This window comes from Novosphingobium aquae (genome assembly GCF_037572715.1).
Taxonomy (GTDB): domain Bacteria; phylum Pseudomonadota; class Alphaproteobacteria; order Sphingomonadales; family Sphingomonadaceae; genus Novosphingobium; species Novosphingobium aquae.
On the sequence record NZ_JBBHJY010000010.1, the window covers coordinates 83,851 to 103,707 of the forward strand.

23 protein-coding genes, 1 tRNA gene and 1 pseudogene are annotated in these 19,857 nt (G+C 64.0%); 18 read left to right on the forward strand and 7 right to left on the reverse strand.

Annotated elements, in window-relative coordinates; all coding sequences use genetic code 11:
• Positions 1 to 20: 20 nt before the first annotated feature.
• Complete coding sequence (locus WG900_RS17390; RefSeq protein ID WP_339969174.1) at positions 21 to 1,760, reverse strand: fatty acyl-AMP ligase; 1,740 nt, start codon at positions 1,758 to 1,760, stop codon at positions 21 to 23.
• 145 nt (positions 1,761 to 1,905) lie between these two features.
• On the opposite strand from WG900_RS17390, the gene WG900_RS17395 reads away from it, so the two are divergent.
• The 4 genes and pseudogenes from WG900_RS17395 to WG900_RS17410 form a co-directional block, all read left to right on the forward strand.
• Positions 1,906 to 2,457, forward strand: a complete 552-nt coding sequence (locus WG900_RS17395; protein WP_339969176.1) for a regulatory protein RecX — start codon at positions 1,906 to 1,908, stop codon at positions 2,455 to 2,457.
• Entirely contained in the window at positions 2,457 to 2,963 is a 507-nt protein-coding gene (locus WG900_RS17400; RefSeq protein ID WP_339969178.1) for a DUF192 domain-containing protein, read from the forward strand. Before WG900_RS17395 ends, WG900_RS17400 begins: the two co-directional genes overlap by 1 nt.
• Before the next feature lie 55 nt (positions 2,964 to 3,018).
• Positions 3,019 to 3,432: an NADH:ubiquinone oxidoreductase subunit NDUFA12 gene (locus WG900_RS17405; RefSeq protein ID WP_339969180.1), complete on the forward strand. Its 414-nt coding sequence runs from the start codon at positions 3,019 to 3,021 to the stop codon at positions 3,430 to 3,432.
• Positions 3,433 to 3,566: 134 nt separating this feature from the next.
• A pseudogene (locus WG900_RS17410) lies at positions 3,567 to 3,842 on the forward strand (DUF2155 domain-containing protein); the annotation flags it as partial.
• A 35-nt stretch (positions 3,843 to 3,877) separates the two neighbouring features.
• Here the strand turns inward: WG900_RS17410 and aat are convergent.
• Complete coding sequence (gene aat, locus WG900_RS17415; protein WP_339969182.1) at positions 3,878 to 4,633, reverse strand: leucyl/phenylalanyl-tRNA--protein transferase; 756 nt, start codon at positions 4,631 to 4,633, stop codon at positions 3,878 to 3,880.
• A 133-nt stretch (positions 4,634 to 4,766) separates the two neighbouring features.
• On the opposite strand from aat, the gene WG900_RS17420 reads away from it, so the two are divergent.
• From WG900_RS17420 to WG900_RS17465, 10 genes are all read left to right on the forward strand, one after another.
• A tRNA-Trp gene (locus WG900_RS17420) sits at positions 4,767 to 4,842 on the forward strand.
• Between the two features lie 78 nt (positions 4,843 to 4,920).
• On the forward strand, positions 4,921 to 6,465 hold the full coding sequence (locus WG900_RS17425; RefSeq protein ID WP_339969184.1) for a hypothetical protein: 1,545 nt from the start codon (positions 4,921 to 4,923) through the stop codon (positions 6,463 to 6,465).
• Positions 6,462 to 7,889 (forward strand): hypothetical protein, encoded by a 1,428-nt coding sequence (locus WG900_RS17430; protein WP_339969185.1) that lies wholly within the window; start codon positions 6,462 to 6,464, stop codon positions 7,887 to 7,889. The genes WG900_RS17425 and WG900_RS17430 overlap by 4 nt, the downstream gene beginning before the upstream one ends.
• A 121-nt stretch (positions 7,890 to 8,010) precedes the next feature.
• The gene (gene secE, locus WG900_RS17435) at positions 8,011 to 8,205 is read left to right on the forward strand and encodes a preprotein translocase subunit SecE (protein ID WP_339969187.1); all 195 of its coding nucleotides are present in this window, start codon (positions 8,011 to 8,013) and stop codon (positions 8,203 to 8,205) included.
• A gap of 14 nt (positions 8,206 to 8,219) precedes the next feature.
• Positions 8,220 to 8,756, forward strand: a complete 537-nt coding sequence (gene nusG / locus WG900_RS17440) for a transcription termination/antitermination protein NusG (protein WP_339969189.1) — start codon at positions 8,220 to 8,222, stop codon at positions 8,754 to 8,756.
• A gap of 71 nt (positions 8,757 to 8,827) precedes the next feature.
• A complete protein-coding gene (locus tag WG900_RS17445; RefSeq protein ID WP_339969190.1) occupies positions 8,828 to 9,874 on the forward strand; it encodes an acyltransferase family protein in 1,047 nt (348 codons plus the stop codon).
• A gap of 168 nt (positions 9,875 to 10,042) precedes the next feature.
• Complete coding sequence (gene rplK / locus WG900_RS17450; RefSeq protein WP_339969192.1) at positions 10,043 to 10,474, forward strand: 50S ribosomal protein L11; 432 nt, start codon at positions 10,043 to 10,045, stop codon at positions 10,472 to 10,474.
• Positions 10,475 to 10,478: 4 nt separating this feature from the next.
• Positions 10,479 to 11,180 carry a 50S ribosomal protein L1 gene (gene rplA / locus WG900_RS17455; RefSeq protein WP_339969194.1) on the forward strand — a complete coding sequence of 234 codons (702 nt, stop codon included), beginning with the start codon at positions 10,479 to 10,481 and terminating at the stop codon, positions 11,178 to 11,180.
• A gap of 148 nt (positions 11,181 to 11,328) precedes the next feature.
• Positions 11,329 to 12,177: a TauD/TfdA dioxygenase family protein gene (locus WG900_RS17460; protein ID WP_339969196.1), complete on the forward strand. Its 849-nt coding sequence runs from the start codon at positions 11,329 to 11,331 to the stop codon at positions 12,175 to 12,177.
• A 10-nt stretch (positions 12,178 to 12,187) separates the two neighbouring features.
• On the forward strand, positions 12,188 to 12,565 hold the full coding sequence (locus WG900_RS17465) for a cupin domain-containing protein (protein ID WP_339969198.1): 378 nt from the start codon (positions 12,188 to 12,190) through the stop codon (positions 12,563 to 12,565).
• Here WG900_RS17465 and WG900_RS17470 read toward each other — a convergent pair.
• From WG900_RS17470 to WG900_RS17485, 4 genes are all read right to left on the reverse strand, one after another.
• Positions 12,562 to 12,834 carry a DUF4242 domain-containing protein gene (locus WG900_RS17470; RefSeq protein ID WP_339969199.1) on the reverse strand — a complete coding sequence of 91 codons (273 nt, stop codon included), beginning with the start codon at positions 12,832 to 12,834 and terminating at the stop codon, positions 12,562 to 12,564. The two genes, WG900_RS17465 and WG900_RS17470, sit on opposite strands and share 4 nt — an antisense overlap.
• Positions 12,835 to 12,901: 67 nt before the next feature.
• Positions 12,902 to 13,435, reverse strand: a complete 534-nt coding sequence (locus tag WG900_RS17475) for a hypothetical protein (protein ID WP_339969201.1) — start codon at positions 13,433 to 13,435, stop codon at positions 12,902 to 12,904.
• Positions 13,425 to 14,183, reverse strand: coding sequence for a competence/damage-inducible protein A (locus tag WG900_RS17480; protein WP_339969203.1), 759 nt, complete (start codon positions 14,181 to 14,183; stop codon positions 13,425 to 13,427). Before WG900_RS17480 ends, WG900_RS17475 begins: the two co-directional genes overlap by 11 nt.
• Positions 14,184 to 14,251: 68 nt before the next feature.
• Positions 14,252 to 15,730, reverse strand: coding sequence for a flavin-containing monooxygenase (locus tag WG900_RS17485; protein WP_339969204.1), 1,479 nt, complete (start codon positions 15,728 to 15,730; stop codon positions 14,252 to 14,254).
• A gap of 84 nt (positions 15,731 to 15,814) precedes the next feature.
• On the opposite strand from WG900_RS17485, the gene WG900_RS17490 reads away from it, so the two are divergent.
• The gene (locus WG900_RS17490) at positions 15,815 to 16,789 is read left to right on the forward strand and encodes a magnesium and cobalt transport protein CorA (protein ID WP_339969206.1); all 975 of its coding nucleotides are present in this window, start codon (positions 15,815 to 15,817) and stop codon (positions 16,787 to 16,789) included.
• 86 nt (positions 16,790 to 16,875) lie between these two features.
• Entirely contained in the window at positions 16,876 to 17,916 is a 1,041-nt protein-coding gene (locus WG900_RS17495) for a nucleoside hydrolase (RefSeq protein ID WP_339969208.1), read from the forward strand.
• 22 nt (positions 17,917 to 17,938) lie between these two features.
• Here WG900_RS17495 and aroC read toward each other — a convergent pair whose 3' ends face one another.
• The gene (aroC, locus tag WG900_RS17500; RefSeq protein WP_339969210.1) at positions 17,939 to 19,018 is read right to left on the reverse strand and encodes a chorismate synthase; all 1,080 of its coding nucleotides are present in this window, start codon (positions 19,016 to 19,018) and stop codon (positions 17,939 to 17,941) included.
• Positions 19,019 to 19,101: 83 nt separating this feature from the next.
• Between aroC and WG900_RS17505 the strand changes: the two genes are divergently transcribed.
• The gene (locus tag WG900_RS17505) at positions 19,102 to 19,413 is read left to right on the forward strand and encodes an antibiotic biosynthesis monooxygenase family protein (protein WP_339969212.1); all 312 of its coding nucleotides are present in this window, start codon (positions 19,102 to 19,104) and stop codon (positions 19,411 to 19,413) included.
• The gene (locus WG900_RS17510) at positions 19,410 to 19,847 is read left to right on the forward strand and encodes a GFA family protein (RefSeq protein ID WP_339969213.1); all 438 of its coding nucleotides are present in this window, start codon (positions 19,410 to 19,412) and stop codon (positions 19,845 to 19,847) included. Before WG900_RS17505 ends, WG900_RS17510 begins: the two co-directional genes overlap by 4 nt.
• The last annotated feature ends 10 nt before the right edge of the window (positions 19,848 to 19,857 follow it).

Here is a 19,857-nt window from a genome sequence, read left to right on the forward strand (position 1 = left end):
TGTTAAGGCGCTGGCGCTGATCAGGCCGCCTGCAACAGCCTGAACGGCTCGATCTCACCCGACAGGTAAAGCTTCTTCGCCTTGGCCCGGCTGAGCTTGCCCGAACTGGTGCGTGGCAGCGTGCGCGGCGGGACCAGTTCGACCACGCAGTTCATGCCGGTGATCGAACGCACCTTGTCGCGGATCGTAGTGTGCAAACGCACGCGCTCTTCGGGGTCGGACACGCGGCAATGGACGAGCACGGCAGGCACTTCCTCGCCGTTCTCGCTCTCGACCGAGAAGGCCGCGATGTCGCCGTGGTTGAACCCGGGCAGCTGTTCCACCGCCCATTCAATGTCCTGCGGCCAGTGGTTCTTGCCGTTGATGATGATCATGTCCTTCGCCCGGCCGACGATAAACAGATAGCCATCGACCATGTAGCCCATGTCACCGGTATCGAGCCAGCCATCGACGAGGCATTCGGCGGTCGCCTCGGGATCGCGGAAATAGGAGTGCATCACCGAGGGTCCGCGGCACCACACCTTGCCGATGTGGTGATCGGCCAGCGCCTGGCCTTTCTCGCCCCGGATTTCGAGGTCCATATCCTTCACGGCCTTGCCGCAATTGACGATGGCGCGGTAGCGGGCCGGGCGCGACAGGTCGCGCTTGCAGCCAGACAGGCGCTCTTCCTCGACCAGTTCGACGCGGATGCCTTCGCCCGGCGGCATGAGGGTGACGGCGAGCGTCGCTTCGGCAAGGCCATAGCTCGGGAGGAAGGCGCTGGCCTTGAACCCGGCATCGGCAAAGGCGTTGACGAAGCTCTGCATCACGTCAGGCCGGATCATGTCCGCCCCGTTGCCGGCGATGCGCCAGCGCGACAGGTCAAAGCGTTCAGCGACATTGGTCTGGCTGGAAATGCGGCGGGCGCAAATGTCATAGCCAAAGGTCGGCGAATAAGAGCAAGAATTGCCCGGGTTGCGGCTGATCATGTCCAGCCATGCCAGCGGGCGGCGGGCAAAGTCCTCGGTCTTGAGGTAATCGACCGAAATCTGGTTGGCGATCATCGACAGGAAGCAGCCGACCAGGCCCATGTCGTGATACCATGGCAGCCACGAAATGCAGCGGTCATCCGGCCCCAGCTTCATGCCGTGGCTATGGCCGCCAAGATTGTTGAGCAGGGCTTCGTGAGTCACGGCAACGCCGTGCGGGAAGCGGGTCGATCCGCTGGAATACTGGAGGTAGCAGATGTCGTCAGGCTTGCTTTCGGGCAGAATGCAATCGGGCGCTTCGCTCCGCGCGAAGTCTTCCCACGACTGCCCTTCGCAACCTTGTCGGGCAGCGGCGGCCCCGGTCAGCTCGCCAATCTCGGCGGGATAGAACAGCACCTTGGGGTCCGAGCTTTGCAGCTGGACGACGAGCTGTTCGATGTAGTTTTCCTTGCCGCCAAAGCTGGTCGGCAGCGGCAGCGGCACCGGCCAGGCACCGGCATAGACCGCGCCGCAGAACAGCGCGGCGAATTCGGGGCCGGTTTCGGCAATCAGGGCGATCCGGTCACCGGGGGCAATGCCCTTGGCGATCAAGCGGCGCGCGGCGACCAGCGCATCTTCGCGCAGTTCCGAAAAAGGATAGACCCGGGCAAGATTTCCACGAGCATCGTGGAAATTCATCCCCTTCTTGCCCATTGCGGCATAGTCGATGGCCTCGCCGAAGGTACGAAAATCGGCCAAGCGCTGCGGCTGATCGTCGTTGTTCGGCGTCGGCACCAGCAAGGTGTCCGTCATTCGTGCGTACCCGTTTTCTGTTGCGTACCAAGGCAATAGTCCGGACCGCCTATAGGCGTGCCGCATGAACCGCGCATTGCCATGTCCCCCTAAGCTGTATGCGGGCTTCCCCAATCGGTAAGCTTTGTGGCACGAATATGGCGAAATGAGGCAAAGCCCCCGCCAGAAACACCCGCCACGCCCGCTGGACGGCGCGCGACTCGATGAATTGGCGCTGTCCTATGTCGCCCGTTTTGCCACGTCTGCGGCCAAGTTGGAGGCCTATCTACAACGCAAATTGCGCGAACGCGGCTGGGAGGGGGAAGGGACCCCGCCGATCGAAACCGTGGTTAACCGCATGGTCGAGTTCGGCTATGTCGACGATACCGTCTATGCCCGTGCCAAGAGCGGCAGCCTGATGCGGCGCGGCTATGGCACACGGCGGGTCGATCAGGCGCTGAATGCCGCCGGAATCGCTGCTGATCTGCGCGAGGAGGTTCGCGCCGGCAAGACCGAGCAGCGCCGCGCTGCTCTCGCCTTGCTCAAACGCCGCAAGTTCGGTCCGTTTGGAGACAGGGCGCAGGACCGGGCCGTCCGCGAAAAGCAGCTCTCGGCCATGCTGCGCGCCGGCCACCCCCTCGACATGGCGCGCGAATTGGTCAATGCCGCCTCCATCGATGCCGCCGAGCGCTGGGCCGGCGAGGAAGAGGATTATTGATGCGCTTTTCCGCACTCGCCACCGTTCTGGCCGTCACGCTTGCCGCCTGTTCGTCGGGCAAGAGCGAAGGCGCGCAAAGTGCGCAGGGCAATGCAGCGGCCAGCGCTCCTGCTGCCGGCACCCGCCATCCCACCTCGGGTCTCGCCGTGGTGCCGCTCACCGTCACTTCGGCGAAGGGCAAGCACGCCTTCAAGGTCGAAGTCGCCGGCACCGCCGAGGAGCAGGCGAGGGGCCTGATGTTCCGCACGGCAATGGGCGCGGACGAGGGCATGATATTCCCGATGAACCCGCCGCGCATGGCCTCGTTCTGGATGCGCAATACGGTCATCCCGCTCGACCTGATCTTCGTCGGGCAGGAGCGCAAGATCCTCAACATCGCGGCGCAGGCCGTGCCTTATGACGAGACGCCGCTGATCTCGAACGGGCGAGTGATTGCCGTGCTCGAACTTAACGGTGGCCGCGCCGCGCAGCTTGGCATCGCGCCCGGCGATAAGGTCGAGTGGTAAACTCCTTTCCCCAACCCCTTGCCGCAATCCCGGCTTGGCGCTAACGCGCCTTCCCATGGGAATCCTCGGCAAGATCTTCACTTGGTGGGATGGCGCGACCATCGGCACCTTGTTCAATTCCTCAATGACCGGCGTTCACGTCGGCACGGATGGGCAGGGCAATCGCTATTTCCGCGCGAAAAAGCGCAACCCGGCCGGCCATCCCTTTGCCGGGATGGAGCGCCGCTGGGTGCTGTACAACGGCGCGAATGACGCCAGCCGCGTGCCCTCTGAATGGCACGGCTGGCTGCACAATTCATACGATGACGTGCCCGAAAGCCACCTGCCGCCGCCGCGCATCTGGGAGGCGGACTACACCCCCAACGCCACCGGCACTGCCGCTGCCTACAAGCCGGCGGGCGCGCTCGACAAGGGCGGCAAGCGCGCGCCTGCCACGGGTGATTACGAAGCCTGGTCGCCCGACGCGTGAGTCTGCGCTTCGGCCTGCTATGCGGCGCATTGCTCGCTTTGGCCGGCTGCAGCAGCGAGCCGACGGAGGACACAGAAGCGCGCGCCACTGAAGTTCCCAAGGATCTGGCCGGCCCTGTCACCATTGCCTCGGGCATGGCAGAAAGCGAATTCGGCACCCCGGTGAAGGACCGCGTCGCGACGATCGGCCTGCTCAACAAGCGCAACAACCTGCAGCAGGACATCGTCCTGAAAAGCGGCGAATCGAAGCGCTTCGGCAATGTTTTCGTCAAGCTCGGCACTTGCGAGCGCACCGCGCCGTGGGAGCGCCCGAAGGAAACCGGCGCATTCGTGCAGGTCTATGTCGAAGAGCGCGAAACCGCCGGCAAGCCGCTGGCCTGGCGCAAGGTCTTCTCCGGCTGGCTGTTCAAGAATTCGCCCTCGCTCAACGTGGTCGAACACCCGGTCTATGATGTCTGGGTCAAGGACTGCGCGATGAAGTTCCCGGGTGAAGAGGAAGAGGCCTCAGCCTCCGCCAGCAGCGCGCCGAAGCCTTCGGATAGCGCCAGTGCCGCCCCATCACCTGCGCCGGCACCCGCGCCCAAGCCGTCGCCCAAGGCCTCGCCGTCACCTGAGTAGCTTTGGGCGGCCTTGAGCAGCTTCAGATAACGCGCCTGTGTGATCTCGACCGCGCCCATCGTGGCAAGGTGCGGCGTCATGAACTGGCAATCGAGCAGCGTCACGCCCGAGCGCCGCAGCGCCACCACCAGCCATGCCAGCGCGACTTTCGAGGCATCGGGCACCCGGCTGAACATCGATTCGCCGCAGAACACCCGATCGAACCCCACGCCATAAAGCCCGCCGACCAGTTTGCCGTCCTGCCAGCATTCGACCGAATGGGCGCAGCCCAGTTCGTGGAGGCGCTTGTAGCTCGCCTCGATTTGCGCAGAGATCCACGTGCCCCCGCCATCGCGGCGCAGCCCGGCGCAGGCCTGCAGCACTTCGGCAAAAGCGCGGTTGCAAGTCACCTCAAACGTGCCGCGCCGCAGCACCTTGGCCAGACTGCGCGACAGGTGAAAGCCATCCAGCGGCAGGATCGCCCGCCGCCGCGGCTCGACCCAGAACACCTCGGTATCCTCACGGCTGTCCGCCATGGGAAAGATCCCGCTGCGATAGGCGAGCATCAGGAGCTCAGGCTCGATCAGGCCGGCGGGGGCGTGCATGGGGTGAGATTAGCATGGCGGACGGGCGGGCGACAGGTGGCGGTTGGTGGGCGGCATCGAGAAACCTTTCCCACGCATCCACCCAAACGCCTTGCCAATCCCGCGCTCGCCATCTAAGTGCCGCTTCGCCTGCAGGAGTGTAGCTCAGTTGGTAGAGCATCGGTCTCCAAAACCGAGGGCCGTGGGTTCGAGTCCCCCCACTCCTGCCATTTTCCGTCGTTCGCGATGGAACCGGAAACCCGCCGCCCGTGCGGCGGTGCGCCGCCAGTGACTACCCGCGAGGATCGATGGCGTCTGCCTTCCCCAAATATGGAACACCCCAACGCTCCCCGCGTGATGCGTGGTACTGGGCGGCGGTTCTGCTGGCTTTTGTGGCGACGCTGCCGCCGCTGCTGACGCTTTATCCGATGATGACCGACTATCCGGCGCACCTGGCGCGCTGGCATGTCATGCTTGAACGCGGCACCAACCCGGTGCTCGATAGCTATTACGGCTTCCGCTGGGCCTGGTCGGGCAATCTGGGCGCGGACCTGCTGATCTTCCCGCTGGCAGCGCTGTTCGGGCTGGAAACCGGCGGCAAGATCATCCTTGTCATGATCCCGCTGCTGACCGGGCTCGGCCTGATCTCGGTCGAGCGCGCGCTGCGTGGGCGGGTGGGAATCGGCACCTTGCTGGCGATGGGCACGATCTGGTCGCCTGCGCTGCTGATGGGCTTCATGAACTTCACGCTCAGCCTCGCGCTGGTACTGTTCGCCTTTGCCTTCTGGGTGCGGAGCGAAGGGAAGAAGTGGCGCGGTGCGGTGTTCGTGCCGATCGGGTTGATCATCTGGCTGTGCCACCAGTCGGGCTGGGGCGTGCTGGGGGTGATGGTCTTCGCCTATGAATGCCACCGGCTGCACGTGGCCGGTCATAGCCGTTTCGAATCGATCTGGCGCGCGGTGCTGGCCACGGTGCCGCTGTGGCTGCCGATCGTGCCGACCATTCTGGCCGGGCAGCAGGCGCCGGGATCGTTCAGCTATGGCCGCCGCGCGCTGACCGCGAAATGGATTTTCTGGAAGACGGCGCTGCGCGACCAGCAGGGCTATCTTGATGTTGCCACGGTCTGCCTGTTCGTGGCGCTGCCGGTACTGGCGCTGTTTACGAAGAAGCTCGACGGGCGGCTGGCATGGTCGGCGCTGCTGCTGGCGCTGCTGGCGCTGGTAGTCCCAAGGCATTTGGGCGGCGGTGACTATGCCGATTACCGGCTCGTGGCCGTGGCGATCATGCTGGGCCTGCTCTCCATCGACTTTCGCCCGCCCGCATTCTCGATGGCGCTGGCCGCCGGGCCGTTCCTCATCCGTATCGCGGTGACCACGCTGGCGTGGAAAAGCCATTCGCTGGCCACGGCAGAGATGGTCAGGGCGCTTGATCTCGTGCCCCGCGGTGCGCGTGTCGCCTATGCTTTCGAGGAAATTTCGGGACTCTGGCCGATCCCGCCCAATGGCCACATCGGCTCCTATGCCACGGTGCGGCGCGATGCCCTGACCAATTGCAATTTCGCGATTCCGGGCGTGCACATGCTGCAGGTGAAGGCGCCGGGCTGGTCCTATGCCGACCCATCGCAGCGTTATCTGCTGCGGGGGCACCAGCGGGTCGACCTGCGCAACTTCGCCCCGGCTTACAAGGCCGACTTCCTCTGGTACTATGGCGCCAGGCCGCCGATCGGCATGCCAGAGGGGGCAACAATCATCTTCCGCACGCAGAACACCTTCCTCGCCCGGATGCACCACCCCGAGCCGGTGCTGTCCGAGCCTGAAACCTTGCTGGTGCCAGCGGTCAAGGCACCGAAATGATCGCGGAGCGGCGGGCGTCATTGGCGATCGCCGTGCTTTCGCTGCTCGCCGCTCTGCCGGCATTGGTGGCCACTTATCCGCAAATGGCGGACTATCCGGCGCACCTTGCGCGCTGGCACGTAATGCTGAATCTCGATGCCAGCGCGCACCTGCAGCGGCATTACGGCTTCACGTGGCAATGGATTCCCAACCTTGGCGCCGACCTGATGGTCTGGCCGCTGGCGAAACTGTTCGGACTGGAAGCGGCAGGGCGGGTTATCGCCGTGCTGGTGCCGGTGCTGCTCGCGGCATCGCTGCTGACGGTCGACCGCGTGCTGCACAAGCGCGTGGGCATTGGCGGACTGCTCGCGCTGGTGACGGTGTGGTCGCCTTCGGTGCTGATGGGTTTCGTCAACTGGGGGCTGGGACTGGCGCTGGCCTTTTTCGCCTTCGCCGGCTGGGTCGCCTTCGAGGGGAGGCGCTGGCGTCCGCACGCCTTTCTGGTGATCGCGCCGCTGGTCTGGCTGTGCCACTTGTCAGCATGGGGCGTGCTGGGCGTGCTGGTCTTCGGGCATGAGTGGCAACGGCGTGGTTTCCTCGCCGCAATTGCGCGCACATGGCCGCTGTGGCCGCCGGCCTTGCTGACGCTGCTTGCCGGTTCGGGTAAGGGCGGCACGTCGTGGGGCGATGGCGTGCTGGTCGACAAGGTGTCGAACTGGATCATGGCCCTGCGCGATCAGTCGGCCCAGCTTGACCTGCTGACGGTGGTTCTGCTGGTCGGCGTTGCGGCGATTGCATGGCGGCAGGGGCGTGTCGATGGCCGGATTGGCCGCGCAGCGCTGATCTTCGCGGCGCTCAGCCTCGTCATGCCGCGACATCTGGGCGGTGGAGATTTTGCCGATTACCGTCTCGTGCCGGTAGCGCTGGCCTGCGCCGTGCTCGCCGCGCGGTGGAACGTGCCGCGCTGGGTGCTGGCGGCGGCGGCAGTGCCCTTCGTGCTGCGGCTGGCGCTGACGACGACCGCGTGGTTCGCCGGATCGGCGCAGACCGCGCAGATGATGGCCGCAGTCGACCAATTGCCGCGCGGGTCGGTGATTGCCGGCGCGCGGGCGGAGGATCCCTTCGCCTGGTCGCAGGGCGGATCGAGCCATGTCTTCGCGCTCGCCACGGTGCGGCGCGATGCGGTCACCAATTCGGACTTTGCGGTGCCGGGGGTTCATGCCCTGACGCGCATCGATGGCGGCCCGGTCGATCCCTCGCAGCGGGTGCTGATTGCGACGGGCAAATCGCCTGACCTGTCCGCCTTTGCGCCCGCCAGGGGAGCCGATTACCTATGGTACGTCGGGACCACACCGCCTTCCGCGCTGCCCCCGGGCGCGCAAGGTGTGGCCAGCGGCACAGGTTGGCGCATCGCCCGTCTTGCAAAAGTTACGCCCAGTCGCTAACTGGCCTTCACTTTCCGACATCGGAAGACAATAAGCCCCTCCCGGCACCTGCGCCGGGGCGGCGATGTCCCCTTGGCGGAAGGCGCGAGTTTTAAACGTTTGCAGCAAAGGCATCCGAGCAATGGCCAAGACTAGCCCCGGTGAATTCGTCCGCCAGGTCCAGACCGAAGCCCGCAAGGTCGTTTGGCCGAGCCGGCAGGAAACCGTGACCACGGCGATCTTCGTCGCGATCATGATGACCATGCTGGCCCTGTTCTTCCTGGGGGTCGATACGATCTTCGGCAAGATCGTCGCCTGGCTGCTGACGCTGGTCTGAGAGAGTAAATAGCAATGGCCCGCTGGTACATCATCCACGCCTATTCCGGTTTCGAAGGCAAGGTGCGCGATTCGATCCTTGCTGAAGCCGAACGCATGGGCCTCGAAGCCCTCGTCGAAGCCGTCGAGGTTCCGGTCGAGACCATCACCGAGGTCAAGCGCGGCAAGAAGGTCCAGACCGAACGCAAGGTCATGCCGGGCTACGTCCTCGCCAAGCTGGCGATGACCGATGATGTCTACCACCTGATCAAGAACACCGCGAAGGTCACCGGCTTCCTCGGCCATTCGGGCAAGCCGCAGCCGATCTCGGATCGTGAAGCCGCCCGCTACTTCGGTGCGCGCGAAGCCGCTGCTGCCGAACCGCGCCGCGAAGTGAGCGTCGATTACGAAATTGGCGATTCGGTGAAGGTGCTCGACGGTCCGTTCGCCTCGTTCAACGGCGTCGTCGAAGAGCTCGACTTCGACAAGAACCGCGTCAAGGTCTCGGTTTCGATCTTCGGCCGCGCAACGCCGGTCGAACTCGACTTCGAACAGGTCGAACTGGTCAAGTAAACTCGGCCGCCTTGCGCAGGCCGGTCGCGCGTCTTCATGGCTTGTTAGGCATGTCCGGCTAGTCCCTGCCCATGAAAAATGGGCGGCTTGCTGGACTTGACGGATTGCGTGGACTGGCCGCCGCTGGCGTTGCCGTGCATCATATCTTCTACCATTTTGCGGCTTGGCCGCTCACCGCCTCGCCGTTTGCGCAGGTGGCCGACTGGTTCAAGGTATCCGGCTGGACGCTGGTGGACCTGTTCTTCCTGCTTTCCGGTTTTGTCTTCGCCCACGTCTATGTGCCGGGAGACCCGCTGAAGAGCCGGGCGGGCTTTGCCGAGTTCTGGGTTGCCCGCATTGCGCGGCTTTATCCGCTGCACCTCACCATGCTGCTGCTGGTGGCTATATTCGCCAGCAATCCCGCGAACACCTTGACCGCGTTCGCGGCGCACCTGGTCATGGCGCAGGCCTTCGTGAATCCGATAGCCGGCACTTTCGTCAAGCCGGCGTGGTCCATATCAATCGAGATGGTCTGCTACCTGATCTTTGCCCTTGCCGCGCTGTGGCCACGGCGAGGGCTGGTCTGGTTCTGCGTCATCTTAGCATTCACCGCTGGCCAGTACCTGTGGATTTTCGGACCTCCCGGGGGGCCATGGGCGGGGGACAGTCTGGCCCGGGGCCTGTTCGGCTTTTTCCTTGGTCAATGCCTGTGGCTAGGCCGGGAGCGGCTGAGGCGGGTGCCTTCGTGGCTGTTGGTGGTCTTGGTCTTTGCTGGTTTCTGGCTGCAGGTCGGTGATTACAGCCCGCTCGTCCCGCTGACCCTGCTGGCCTGGGCTCCGGCCTTGTTGCTGGGACTGCGGCTGCGCTGGCTGGGGTCACCGGTGATGGTCTGGCTAGGCGATCGCAGCTACGCGATCTACCTGATCAACTTGCCGCTGATCAGCGGTGTCGCCGCCGTAGTCGACGTGGCTGCCCTTACAGCAGGCCAGGTCATCGCGGCGCACGTCGCGCTGCTCCTGGCGATCCTGCTCGCTAGCGAGGCCTCGTTCCGCTATCTGGAAGCTCCCGCGCGCCGGGCCATTCGTTCAGGCTGGGACAAACGGCAGGAACGTACCGCCCTGCGCCGCGCGGCCGCCTGAATTCCGCGCTTTCCTTTTTTCCCCGCTTCGGTTAGGGGCGCCCCTTCGCTTGCGGCTTGCCGTGGGTGATTCCGTGCGGGAGGCGATCTCAAGGACCGCTGCTTGACCGCTCAATCTGAGGTTTCCGGCTGAAAAGCCGCGCGCCAACAGGACGAAAGGAGGCCCCTCGTGGCCAAGAAAATTGAAGGTTATATCAAGTTGCAGGTGCCCGCGGGCAAGGCAACTCCGTCCCCGCCGATCGGCCCTGCGCTGGGTCAGCGCGGCGTGAACATCATGGAATTCTGCAAGGCTTTCAACGCCGCCACGCAGGACCTTGAAGCTTCCATGCCGATCCCGACGATCATCACCGTCTATGCCGACCGTTCGTTCACTTTCGTGACGAAGACGCCGCCGGCATCGTTCCTGATCAAGAAGGCTGCAAACCTGAAGTCGGGTTCGAAGGAGCCGGGCAAGATCTCGGCCGGAACCATCGCCCGTTCGGCTCTCGCCGAAATCGCCCAGACCAAGTTCAAGGATCTCAACGCCAACGACATCGAACAGGCGACGAAGATCATTGAAGGCAGCGCCCGCTCGATGGGCCTGCAGGTTGTGGAGGGCTGATATCATGGCAAAGCTGACCAAGAAGCAGAAGTCGCTGGCCGAAAAGCTCGGCGACAACCAGAAGCTCCATGGCGTTGAAGCGGCCATCCAGCTGCTCAAGGATCTCAAGACCACCAAGTTCGACGAAACTCTCGAAATTTCGCTGAACCTGGGCGTCGATCCGCGCCACGCCGACCAGATGGTCCGTGGCATGGTGACGCTGCCTTCGGGCACGGGCAAGACCGTCAAGGTCGCCGTGTTCGCACGCGGTGACAAGGCCGAAGCCGCTCTCGCCGCTGGCGCTGACAAGGTGGGTGCCGAAGACCTGCTCGAAGACATGCAGAACGGCAACCTCGATTATGGCCGCGTGATCGCCACGCCGGACATGATGGGCGTCGTCGGCCGCCTCGGCAAGGTGCTGGGTCCCAAGGGCCTGATGCCGAACCCGAAGCTGGGCACCGTCACCCCGAACGTCGCAGAAGCGGTCAAGGCAGCCAAGGGCGGCCAGATCGAATTCCGCGTTGAAAAGGCCGGCATCATCCACGGCGGTCTGGGCAAGCTCTCGTTCACCAACGAACAGCTCAAGGCGAACTTCGACGCTTTCGTCGATGCCATCGTCAAGGCCAAGCCGGCTGGTTCCAAGGGCAAGTATGTCCAGAAGGTGGGCGTCAGCTCGTCGATGGGCCCGGGCCTGAAGATCGACCTGACGGAAATCCAGGGCGCCTGATCGCCTGACCTTCCGAGAGGAAACACAAAAGGCCGGGAGGGGAAACCTTCCGGCCTTTTTGTTGGTGCTTGACCGAATCTCCACATTATGCTGAACATGTGTTCAAACAAGTGCGTTCAGCGCGCCAAGATCTGTCGGGAGAAGAGCCGTGGCCATCCGTTTCGAAGACATCAAGCCGAAGATCGGCAGCCGCATCCTGTGGGATGACCGCGCTGACCTGTTCACTGAGGAAGCCGCCGCCGCCATTCGCGCCAAGGTGGAGGAACGCACTGTGGTGGTCTTCCCCAAGGTCGACCTGACCGACGAAGAGCAATTGCGCATCACCGACCTGATGGGCGGGCGCATCCGCATTACCGGGCGCAATAATGTGCAGGAAATCGAGAACGACGACGTTTACCAGGTGACGCTCGACGCGAAGATCAACCCGCAGCCCGAATATGTCCTCGGCACCTTTTTCTGGCACATGGACGGCATCACCATCGATACCCCGCCGCCCTTCGCCACGCTGCTGTCGTGCCGGCGCAAGGCGCCGCAAGGCGGGCAGACCGAATTTGCCAGCACCTATGCCGCCTATGAAGGCCTGCCCGAGGCGGAGAAGGCGGCGCTTGAGGGACTGAAGGCGGTCCACTCGGTCAAGGCCAGCCTCCGCCATATCGAAGACGCCATCCCCGAAAAGGTGCGCGACGCGGTGATCGGCATCGGCCTGATCAAGGAGCACCCGATCGTCTGGACCCATGACAGCGGCCGCAAGTCGATGATCATCGGCACCACGGCTGACCATGTTGCCAACATGCCCATCCCGCAAGGCCGCGCGCTGCTGATCCGCTTGCAGGAATGGGCAGCCCAGCCGGACTATTCCTATCGCCACGAATGGGAAGAAGGCGACTTTGCGGTCTGGGACAACACCGGTGCCATGCACCGCGTGATCCCCTATGACGAACGCTCGGGCCGCATGATGCACCGCACGACGATTGCCGGGACGGAGACGATCAACTAGCCTGCCGCGCATGATGCGCCTGATCGCCCTCGCCGCCGCAACCGCCGCGCCCACCCCCGCGCCGGTCACCCATGCCGCGCTTGACGTGCCGCAGGAGCACGGGGCGCAAGTCGTCATCGTCCAGAGCCGCGAGTTTCCGTCCGGGGCAGAGGCTGGCTGGCACGTCCATCCCGGCACTGAAACAGCCGTGGTGATCAGCGGCGAGATGGAGATGATCACGGCCGGCGGCGTGCGCCGCTATGGCCCGGGCGAGAGCTTCACCATGCCGCGCGGCGCGGCGCACAACGGGTTCAATGCGGGCAAGGATACCGCCCGCGTGGTCATAACTCTGGTGGTCGACAAGGGCGCACCGCCTCGCCAGCCGGTTGCCGCACCCGGCGGGCGTTAATCGGCGGTCGTCGGGTCGATCGTCGAGCGCACTTCGCTGATGCGGTTGGCGGGGAAGCCGGCAGTTTCGGCGTGCTGGCGGATCAGGTCTTCGCTCGGCGCGCGGTAGATGCAGTAGATCTTGTCGTCCGTTACATAGCTGTGCACCCACTGGATTTCGGGACCGAGGTCACGCAGCACTGAACAGCTCTGCTGCGATGCGCCTTTGAGCTCTGCAGTGCCAAGTCCGCCGACGCCTGGCATATCTCTTTCGATCACGAATTGCGGCATGGTGCTTTCTCCTGAACGATCGGGAAGCTGCAAGCTGCGCGCCATGGCGGCGCTTGTCCAGCGCGGTCTACGGCGCGAGGTTCGCCGCCGTATAACACTCGACCAAATAGGCCAGCGGCTTGCCATCGGGTAGGATCAGCCGGGCGAGGTGGGTGCTGATCGTTTCGGCGGGGCAATTGTCCGCCGGGCCTTTGACCGTGTCGATAGCTTCCCGGCGAAAGCGCAGCGGGGCAGCGACCTTGCCGAAGGGCGTGTTGGTGGTGGCCAGCGCGGCGTTCATCTCGGGCGTCAGGCGGCTCGGCACGTACCAGTTCCACGCGATCGACAGCGTCTTGTCGCCGCAATCGAGGTGGACGTGGCGCATGGTGAAGTGGTCGCGGCTGCCGATGCCGAGCAGGCGGCGCATCTTTGCCGGCGGATCGTTCGAAGACACCTGCCGCCGGTCACTGGCGGTGATCTGCGCCGGGCTGGCGATCTGCCGCACTGCGCACCATTCGCCGAGGGCAACGGTGGCGCTGTCATGTTCGGCCAGTTTGGCCTCGAATTGGTCGAGCGTGGCGGGGGCGCTCGCCAGAAGGGCCAGGGCGGCGCTAAATGCCACCGGGAATCGCCGGCCGGTCCATCGCGTCCAGTCCTTCGGCAAGGGCGCGGCAGCAGGCGGCGAGGTCTTCCGCATCGACCGAGCGGACGACGAAATTCGCTCCCGTGCGGCCATCGCGCCAGAAGGGGTAGGAGCCGATCTGGCAAGTCTCATGCGCCTTTTCGGTGGCGCGCAGCATGTCGGCGACTTCGCTTTCCTGCACCCAGCATCCGACCGTCTCGCACAGCAGCACTGCGCCGCCCTCTAGCGTGCCCGATAGCGCATCGAGCATGCCGCTGGTGATCTGCGGTACGCCCGCCATGATGAACACGTTCTCCGCCCGGATGCCCGGAGCACCGGTGTAGCGGTTGGGGATCAGACTCGCGCCCTCGGGTACGCGCGCCATGCGCAGACGCGCATCGGTGAGGCCACCGCGCGTTTCGTAATAGTCTTCGAGGATGGCGCGGGCTTCGGGGTGGACGATCACGTCAACGCCCAGCGCCGCGGCAATGGCATCGACGGTGATGTCGTCATGCGTCGGGCCGATGCCGCCGGTGGTGAACAGGTAGTCATTACGGGCACGCAGCGCGTTCACCGCCTCGGCAATCGCCGCCATGTCATCGGCGACGACGCGCACCTCCTTGAGGCGGATGCCCTGGATCTGCAGCCAAGAGGCGACCTGCGCGATGTTCTTGTCATGCGTGCGGCCGGACAGGATCTCGTCACCAATGACGATGAGGGCGGCGGTGTAGATGCGGGATTCGGCCATCTGGTGTGGTTAGGGGAAACTTGTGCGCGGGTGAAGTCCTCTCTCCCCTCCCGCAGGCGGGAGGGGGACTAAGCCGCCTCCTTCGCCTTGGCCTTGGAAAACTTCATCAGGCCATCGTTGATTTCGGCTGTCTCCAACTCCTTCTTGTCCTCGCGGTAGAACATGTGGATGCGCCAAGGCGCGGTGGTCGCGCTTTTGGGGATCATGTGCTTGCCGCGCTGGAGATAGCCGGAGGAGAACAGGTCAAACGGCTGGGTCTCTTCCAGTCCGTGATCGGCGGGCAGCGTCGGGGTTGCCGTATCGACGCCCCACTTGTCCATATGGCGCAGCAGTTTCACCACCCAGTCGGTGACGATATCAACCCGCAGCGTCCATCCGGCATTGAGATAGCCGAACAGCACGAACAGGTTCGGCACGTTCGACAACATCGAATCGCGGTACCAGAAGTGATCGGCGACGGTCACTGGCGCGCCATCGACGCTGACCTGCACCTTACCCAAGGTCGAGAGCCTGAGGCCGGTGGCGGTGACGATGACGTCGGCTTGCAACTTGCGCCCGTCTTCCAGTTCGATGCCATCGGCCACGACCTGCTTGATCTTTGCCGTCACCACCGAGGCGTCGCCTTCACGAATGGCCTTGAACATGTCGCCGCCGGGAACGAGGCACATGCGCTGCTCCCACGGCTTGTAGGGCGGGGTGAAGTCAGGCGCGTTCCACGCCGGGCCAAGTTCCTTCTTCAGGATTCCCTGCAGGAAATTGGCCACGCCTTCGGGCGCGCTCTTGCATTTGTGGAACAGGTATTCGTGGAGGTACTGCGCTTTTTCGCGGTTGATCTTCCACGCCAGCTTTTCCGGCAGCCAGCGCTTCAGCCGGTTGGCCCACTTGTCCTGCCACGGGCGCACGCCGTACCATGTCGGCGTGCGTTGCAGCATGGTGACATGCGCCGCCTTGCCGGCCATCGACGGCACGATTGTAACCGCCGTCGCGCCCGAGCCTATGATCACCACCTGCTTGCCGGAGTAGTCGTAATCCTGCGGCCAGAACTGCGGGTGGATGACCTTGCCTTTGAAATCCGCAATGCCGGGAATGTCGGCCTCGTGCGGCTGGTCGTAATCGTAATAGCCGGTGCCCATGAAAAGGAAGCGCGCCGCCCATTCCCTGTCGCTGCCATCGGACTGCCGGGCGCGCACGGTCCACAGGCCGGTCTCGCTGTTCCACGCGGCGCTTTCCACGTGCTGGCCAAAGCGCATCTTGGCCGCAATGCCGTTGTCGGCGACGACCTGCCCCAGATAGTCCCTGATCTCTTCCGCCGTGGCAAAGGCGTTTTCCTTGCGCCACGGTGCGAAGTCATAGGCAAAGGTGTGCATGTCCGAATCCGAACGGATGCCCGGATAGCGGAACAGGTCCCATGTGCCGCCCAACTGCTCGCGCCGGTCAAGCATGACATAGGTCTTGTTCGGGCAGCCCTTGGCCAGTTTGGCAGCCATGCCGATGCCGGAAATCCCGGCGCCGACGATGATCATGTCGAACACTTCGCTGGCGGCCATGCAGTCCTTCTCCGTTGTTGACAGCAGTGTAAGCAGGTTCTGCGGCGATTGCCAGCCTGCGTTTCTCTTGCAACAAGGCCAGTCATGCCAGTGATTGCCTCGCGCCGCTATACCCATGGAATTGCCTCGATCCACGCGCTGACCATCGATGGCGTGCCGCGTCAGGCCCTGTCTGAGGGCCAGTTTGACTGGATTGGCCTTGCCGAACCGCAAGCGGAGGAGATGCAATTGCTCGCCGCGCAGTTCGGCCTGCACCCGCTGGCGGTGGAAGATGCGCTCAACCCGCAGCAATTGCCCAAGGTGGAGGTCTACAAGAACCACCTGTTCATCGTCGCCCGCACGGCATCGATGGATGCGGGCGAGGCGATTTCCTATGGCCAGACGGCGCTGTTCCTCGGCAAGGACTTCATCATCACTGTGCGCTTCGGTTCAAACCGCGCCCACCACGAACTGCGCCAGCGGCTGGAAATCGATTCCGAACGGCTGACCGAGGGCACCGACTTCGTCGCCCATGCCATCCTTGATTTCATCGTCGATGGCTATCAGCCGCTGATCGACCGGCTGGAGGAATCGGTGCAGACCATGGAGGACCGGGCGATCCACTCGTTCCCCGAACAGTCGACCATCCGCCGCATCTTCCGCCTGCGCCGCCAGCTGCGCCGTTTCGAACGGATCGTCGGCCCAATGGAGGAAGTTTGCGAGCGGCTGTCCGCCACCGACCTGCCCTATATCGACGAAAGCGCCCACGTCTGGTTCCGCGACGTGCTCGACCATATGCGCCGCACCCACGCCCGGATGCGCGGCCTCAAGGAAACGCTGGCGAGCATCGTTGAAACCGCCAGCCTGCTCGAAGCGCACCGGCAAGGCGAAATGACTCGCAAACTGGCCGCATGGGCGGCGATCCTTGCCGTGCCCACGGCGATTGCCGGGATCTATGGCATGAACTTCGATTTCATGCCCGAACTGCGCTGGCAGTACGGGTATCCTTTGGTGTTGGGTGTGATCGGTGCGATCTGCGGCGGGCTGTGGATCCGGTTCCGGCGTATCCACTGGCTATAGGGTCTCCCCGATAGGCACCTATCGAAAATGCACATTTGACTAGCTGCGCGCCCCGGCCCGATGATCGGATCGACAGGGAGCTGGACATGACCCACGCAATATCTAGACGAAGCCTGCTGGAAGGCTGCAGTGGACTTGCGGCCGGGGCCTTGATGGGCAATGCGGCTTTCGCGAAAGAGCCGGCGACGAAGCAGGCCGCCCGCATGCGGGTGATTATCGACAACGATGTTGCGGGCGATCCCGATGGCCTGTTCCAGTTGGCCCATTTCGTCATGTGCCCGTCGGTGTCGATCCCGCTCGTCATCGGCACGCATTACAGGGATTTCGGCGAGGCGGACCTTGTCCCGGAAAAGGGCAGGGCCTCGGCCAGGAAGGCAGAAGAACTGCTGAGGTTTTTCCCGGCGATGCAGCGCCCGCCGGTGATCGCGGGCAACGGCCAACCTATCCCGTCGCGGTCCCAGCCCGGCACCAGCCCGGCGAGCGCCGCGATCATCCGCGAGGCGATGCGCGATGATGTCAAGGCGCCGCTCTATTACGCAGCAGGCGGTAGTCTCACCGAGATCGCTCTGGCCTGGCTGGCAGAGCCGAAGATTGGCAAGAGGCTCAAGCTGCTGTGGATCGGCGGCGCTGAACATGCCGGCCTTGCGATCGCTCCCGCCGGACCGGGCGAAGCCGAATACAACTTCAGCCTTGATCGTCTTGCCGCCCAGATCGTGTTCAACGAATCCGATATCGAAATCTGGCAAGTGCCGCGCAATGCCTTCCGGCAGATGCTCGTTGGGGTGAGCGAGCTGGAAGAACTGGCGCGGCTCGGGCCGTTGGGGCGTTATCTTCGCCAGCAGGTGATCCAGACCGAGGCCAGGCTGGCCAAGAACCTGCCCAGCGTCATCTACAGCCAGGGAGAAACCTACGCCCTTGGCGATTGCGCGCTGGTGACGCTGACGGCGCTGCAATCGGCGTTTCAGCCCGATACCTCGTCAAGCCGCCATAGCCTGCGACCGACACCGAACCTCATGCTGGACGGCAGCTACGTTGCGAATCCGGCGGGACGGCCGATGCGGATCTATGACGTGGTCGATTCCGGCCTGACCTGGCGGGATATGCTGGCTAAACTGCGCTATCGCTGAAGCAGGCGCCCACTGACTGGGCCTACCCGCACTGGCCCCGGTGCAGCAGCTTGTGATCGGCCAGCACCAGAGCCATCATCGCCTCGACCACCGGCACGCCGCGGATGCCGACGCAGGGGTCGTGGCGGCCCTTGGTGAACATCTCGGTCGCTTCGCCATCGCGGTTGATGGTCTGCTGCGGGGTGAGGATCGAACTGGTCGGCTTGAACGCCACGCGCACCCGCACGGGCTGGCCGGTGGAGATACCGCCTGCGATGCCGCCGGCATGGTTGGCGAGGAAATCTGGGCCATCTTCACCTGGAGTCGATGACGGCCGCATGGGATCGGCATTGCCTTCACCGGTCAGCCGCGCGGCGGCGAAACCGTCGCCGATTTCCACGCCCTTCACCGCGTTGATACCCATCATGGCGGCGGCAAGGTCAGCGTCGAGCTTGCCGTAAAGCGGCGCGCCCCAGCCGGCGGGAACGCCGGTCGCTTCGCATTCGACGACGGCACCGACTGACGATCCGGCCAGCCGCGCTTCGTCAACCAGCACTTCCCAGCGCTTGGCAGCTTCGGCATCGGGGCAGAAGAACGGGTTGTTGCCGATCTCGGCGAAGTCGAAATTGTCCATGACTATGGCATCGCCGCCGATTTCGGAGACCCAGGCGCGCACGGTCACTTCGGGAATGACCAGCCGCGCCACAGCGCCCGCCGCAACCCGCGCCGCCGTTTCGCGCGCGGAAGACCGCCCGCCGCCGCGATAGTCGCGGAAGCCGTACTTGGCGTCATAGGCATAATCGGCATGGCCCGGGCGATAGGCCTTGGCGACTTCGGAATAGTCCTTCGATCGCTGGTCGACGTTCTCGATCATCAGGCTGATCGGGGTGCCGGTGGTCTTGCCTTCGAACACCCCCGAGAGGATCTTCACCGCGTCGGGTTCCTGTCGCTGCGTGGTGAACTTTGACTGTCCGGGCCGCCGCGCATCTAGGAACGGCTGAATCGCCGCTTCGTCCAGCGCCAGCCCCGGAGGACAGCCATCGACGACAGCGCCCAGCGCCGGCCCGTGGCTCTCGCCCCAGGTGGTGAAACGCAGCAGACGGCCGAAAGTGTTGACGCTCATGGGGCAGCCTTTTGCCGAGAATGATTGATTTGTCCACTTTGCCGGTTAGAGCCGGTGCGGGAAGAGGGAGCGCAAGCGCCGCCATGTTCATCACCGTGTTCCGCAACCGCAAGCGCGCCGGGTTCGACGCCGCCGCCTATGAAGCTGACGCCGCGCACATGATCGACCTTGCCTCCGCGATGGCCGGCTTCCGTTCGATCAAGACCTTCCACGCCGATGACGGCGAGGTCGTGACGATATCCGAATGGGACAGCGAGGCCCACGCGAAGGCCTGGGGCCGCCATCCCGAACACGCGGTGGTCCAGTCGCGCGGGCGCAGTGACTATTACGAAAGCTACGCCAGCATTTCGATGAACGACCCGCGCGTCAGCAGCTTTGGAGGGCATGAGGGATGAGCGAAGCGGATCGCGTCAACCTCTCCTGCCTGTGCGGACAAGTCAAAATTGCGATCAACCAGCGCCCTGACTATGTTCACGCGTGCAATTGCACATTGTGCGCCAAGACAGGCGCACACTGGTCCTATTTTCATCCCTCTGAAGTCCGGATTGAGGGGAGAACGAGACAATACCGCCGGGCTGACAAGGACGATCCCTCGGCCAGCATCCACTTTTGCCCGGAGTGCGGTTCAACGACGCATTTCACCCTCACGGAAAGCGCCATTTCGCAATATGGCAATGTGCAACTGGGAGCGAACATGCTGCTGGCGGAACCAGGCGATCTTGTCGGGGTGGAACTGCGGTATCCCGATGGGCGAGCGTGGTCAGGCGGGGAAGATTTCGGCTATGTGCGCGTGCCAAGCATAATCGGCGACAATGCTGCCTCAGAATAATTGCTACGCA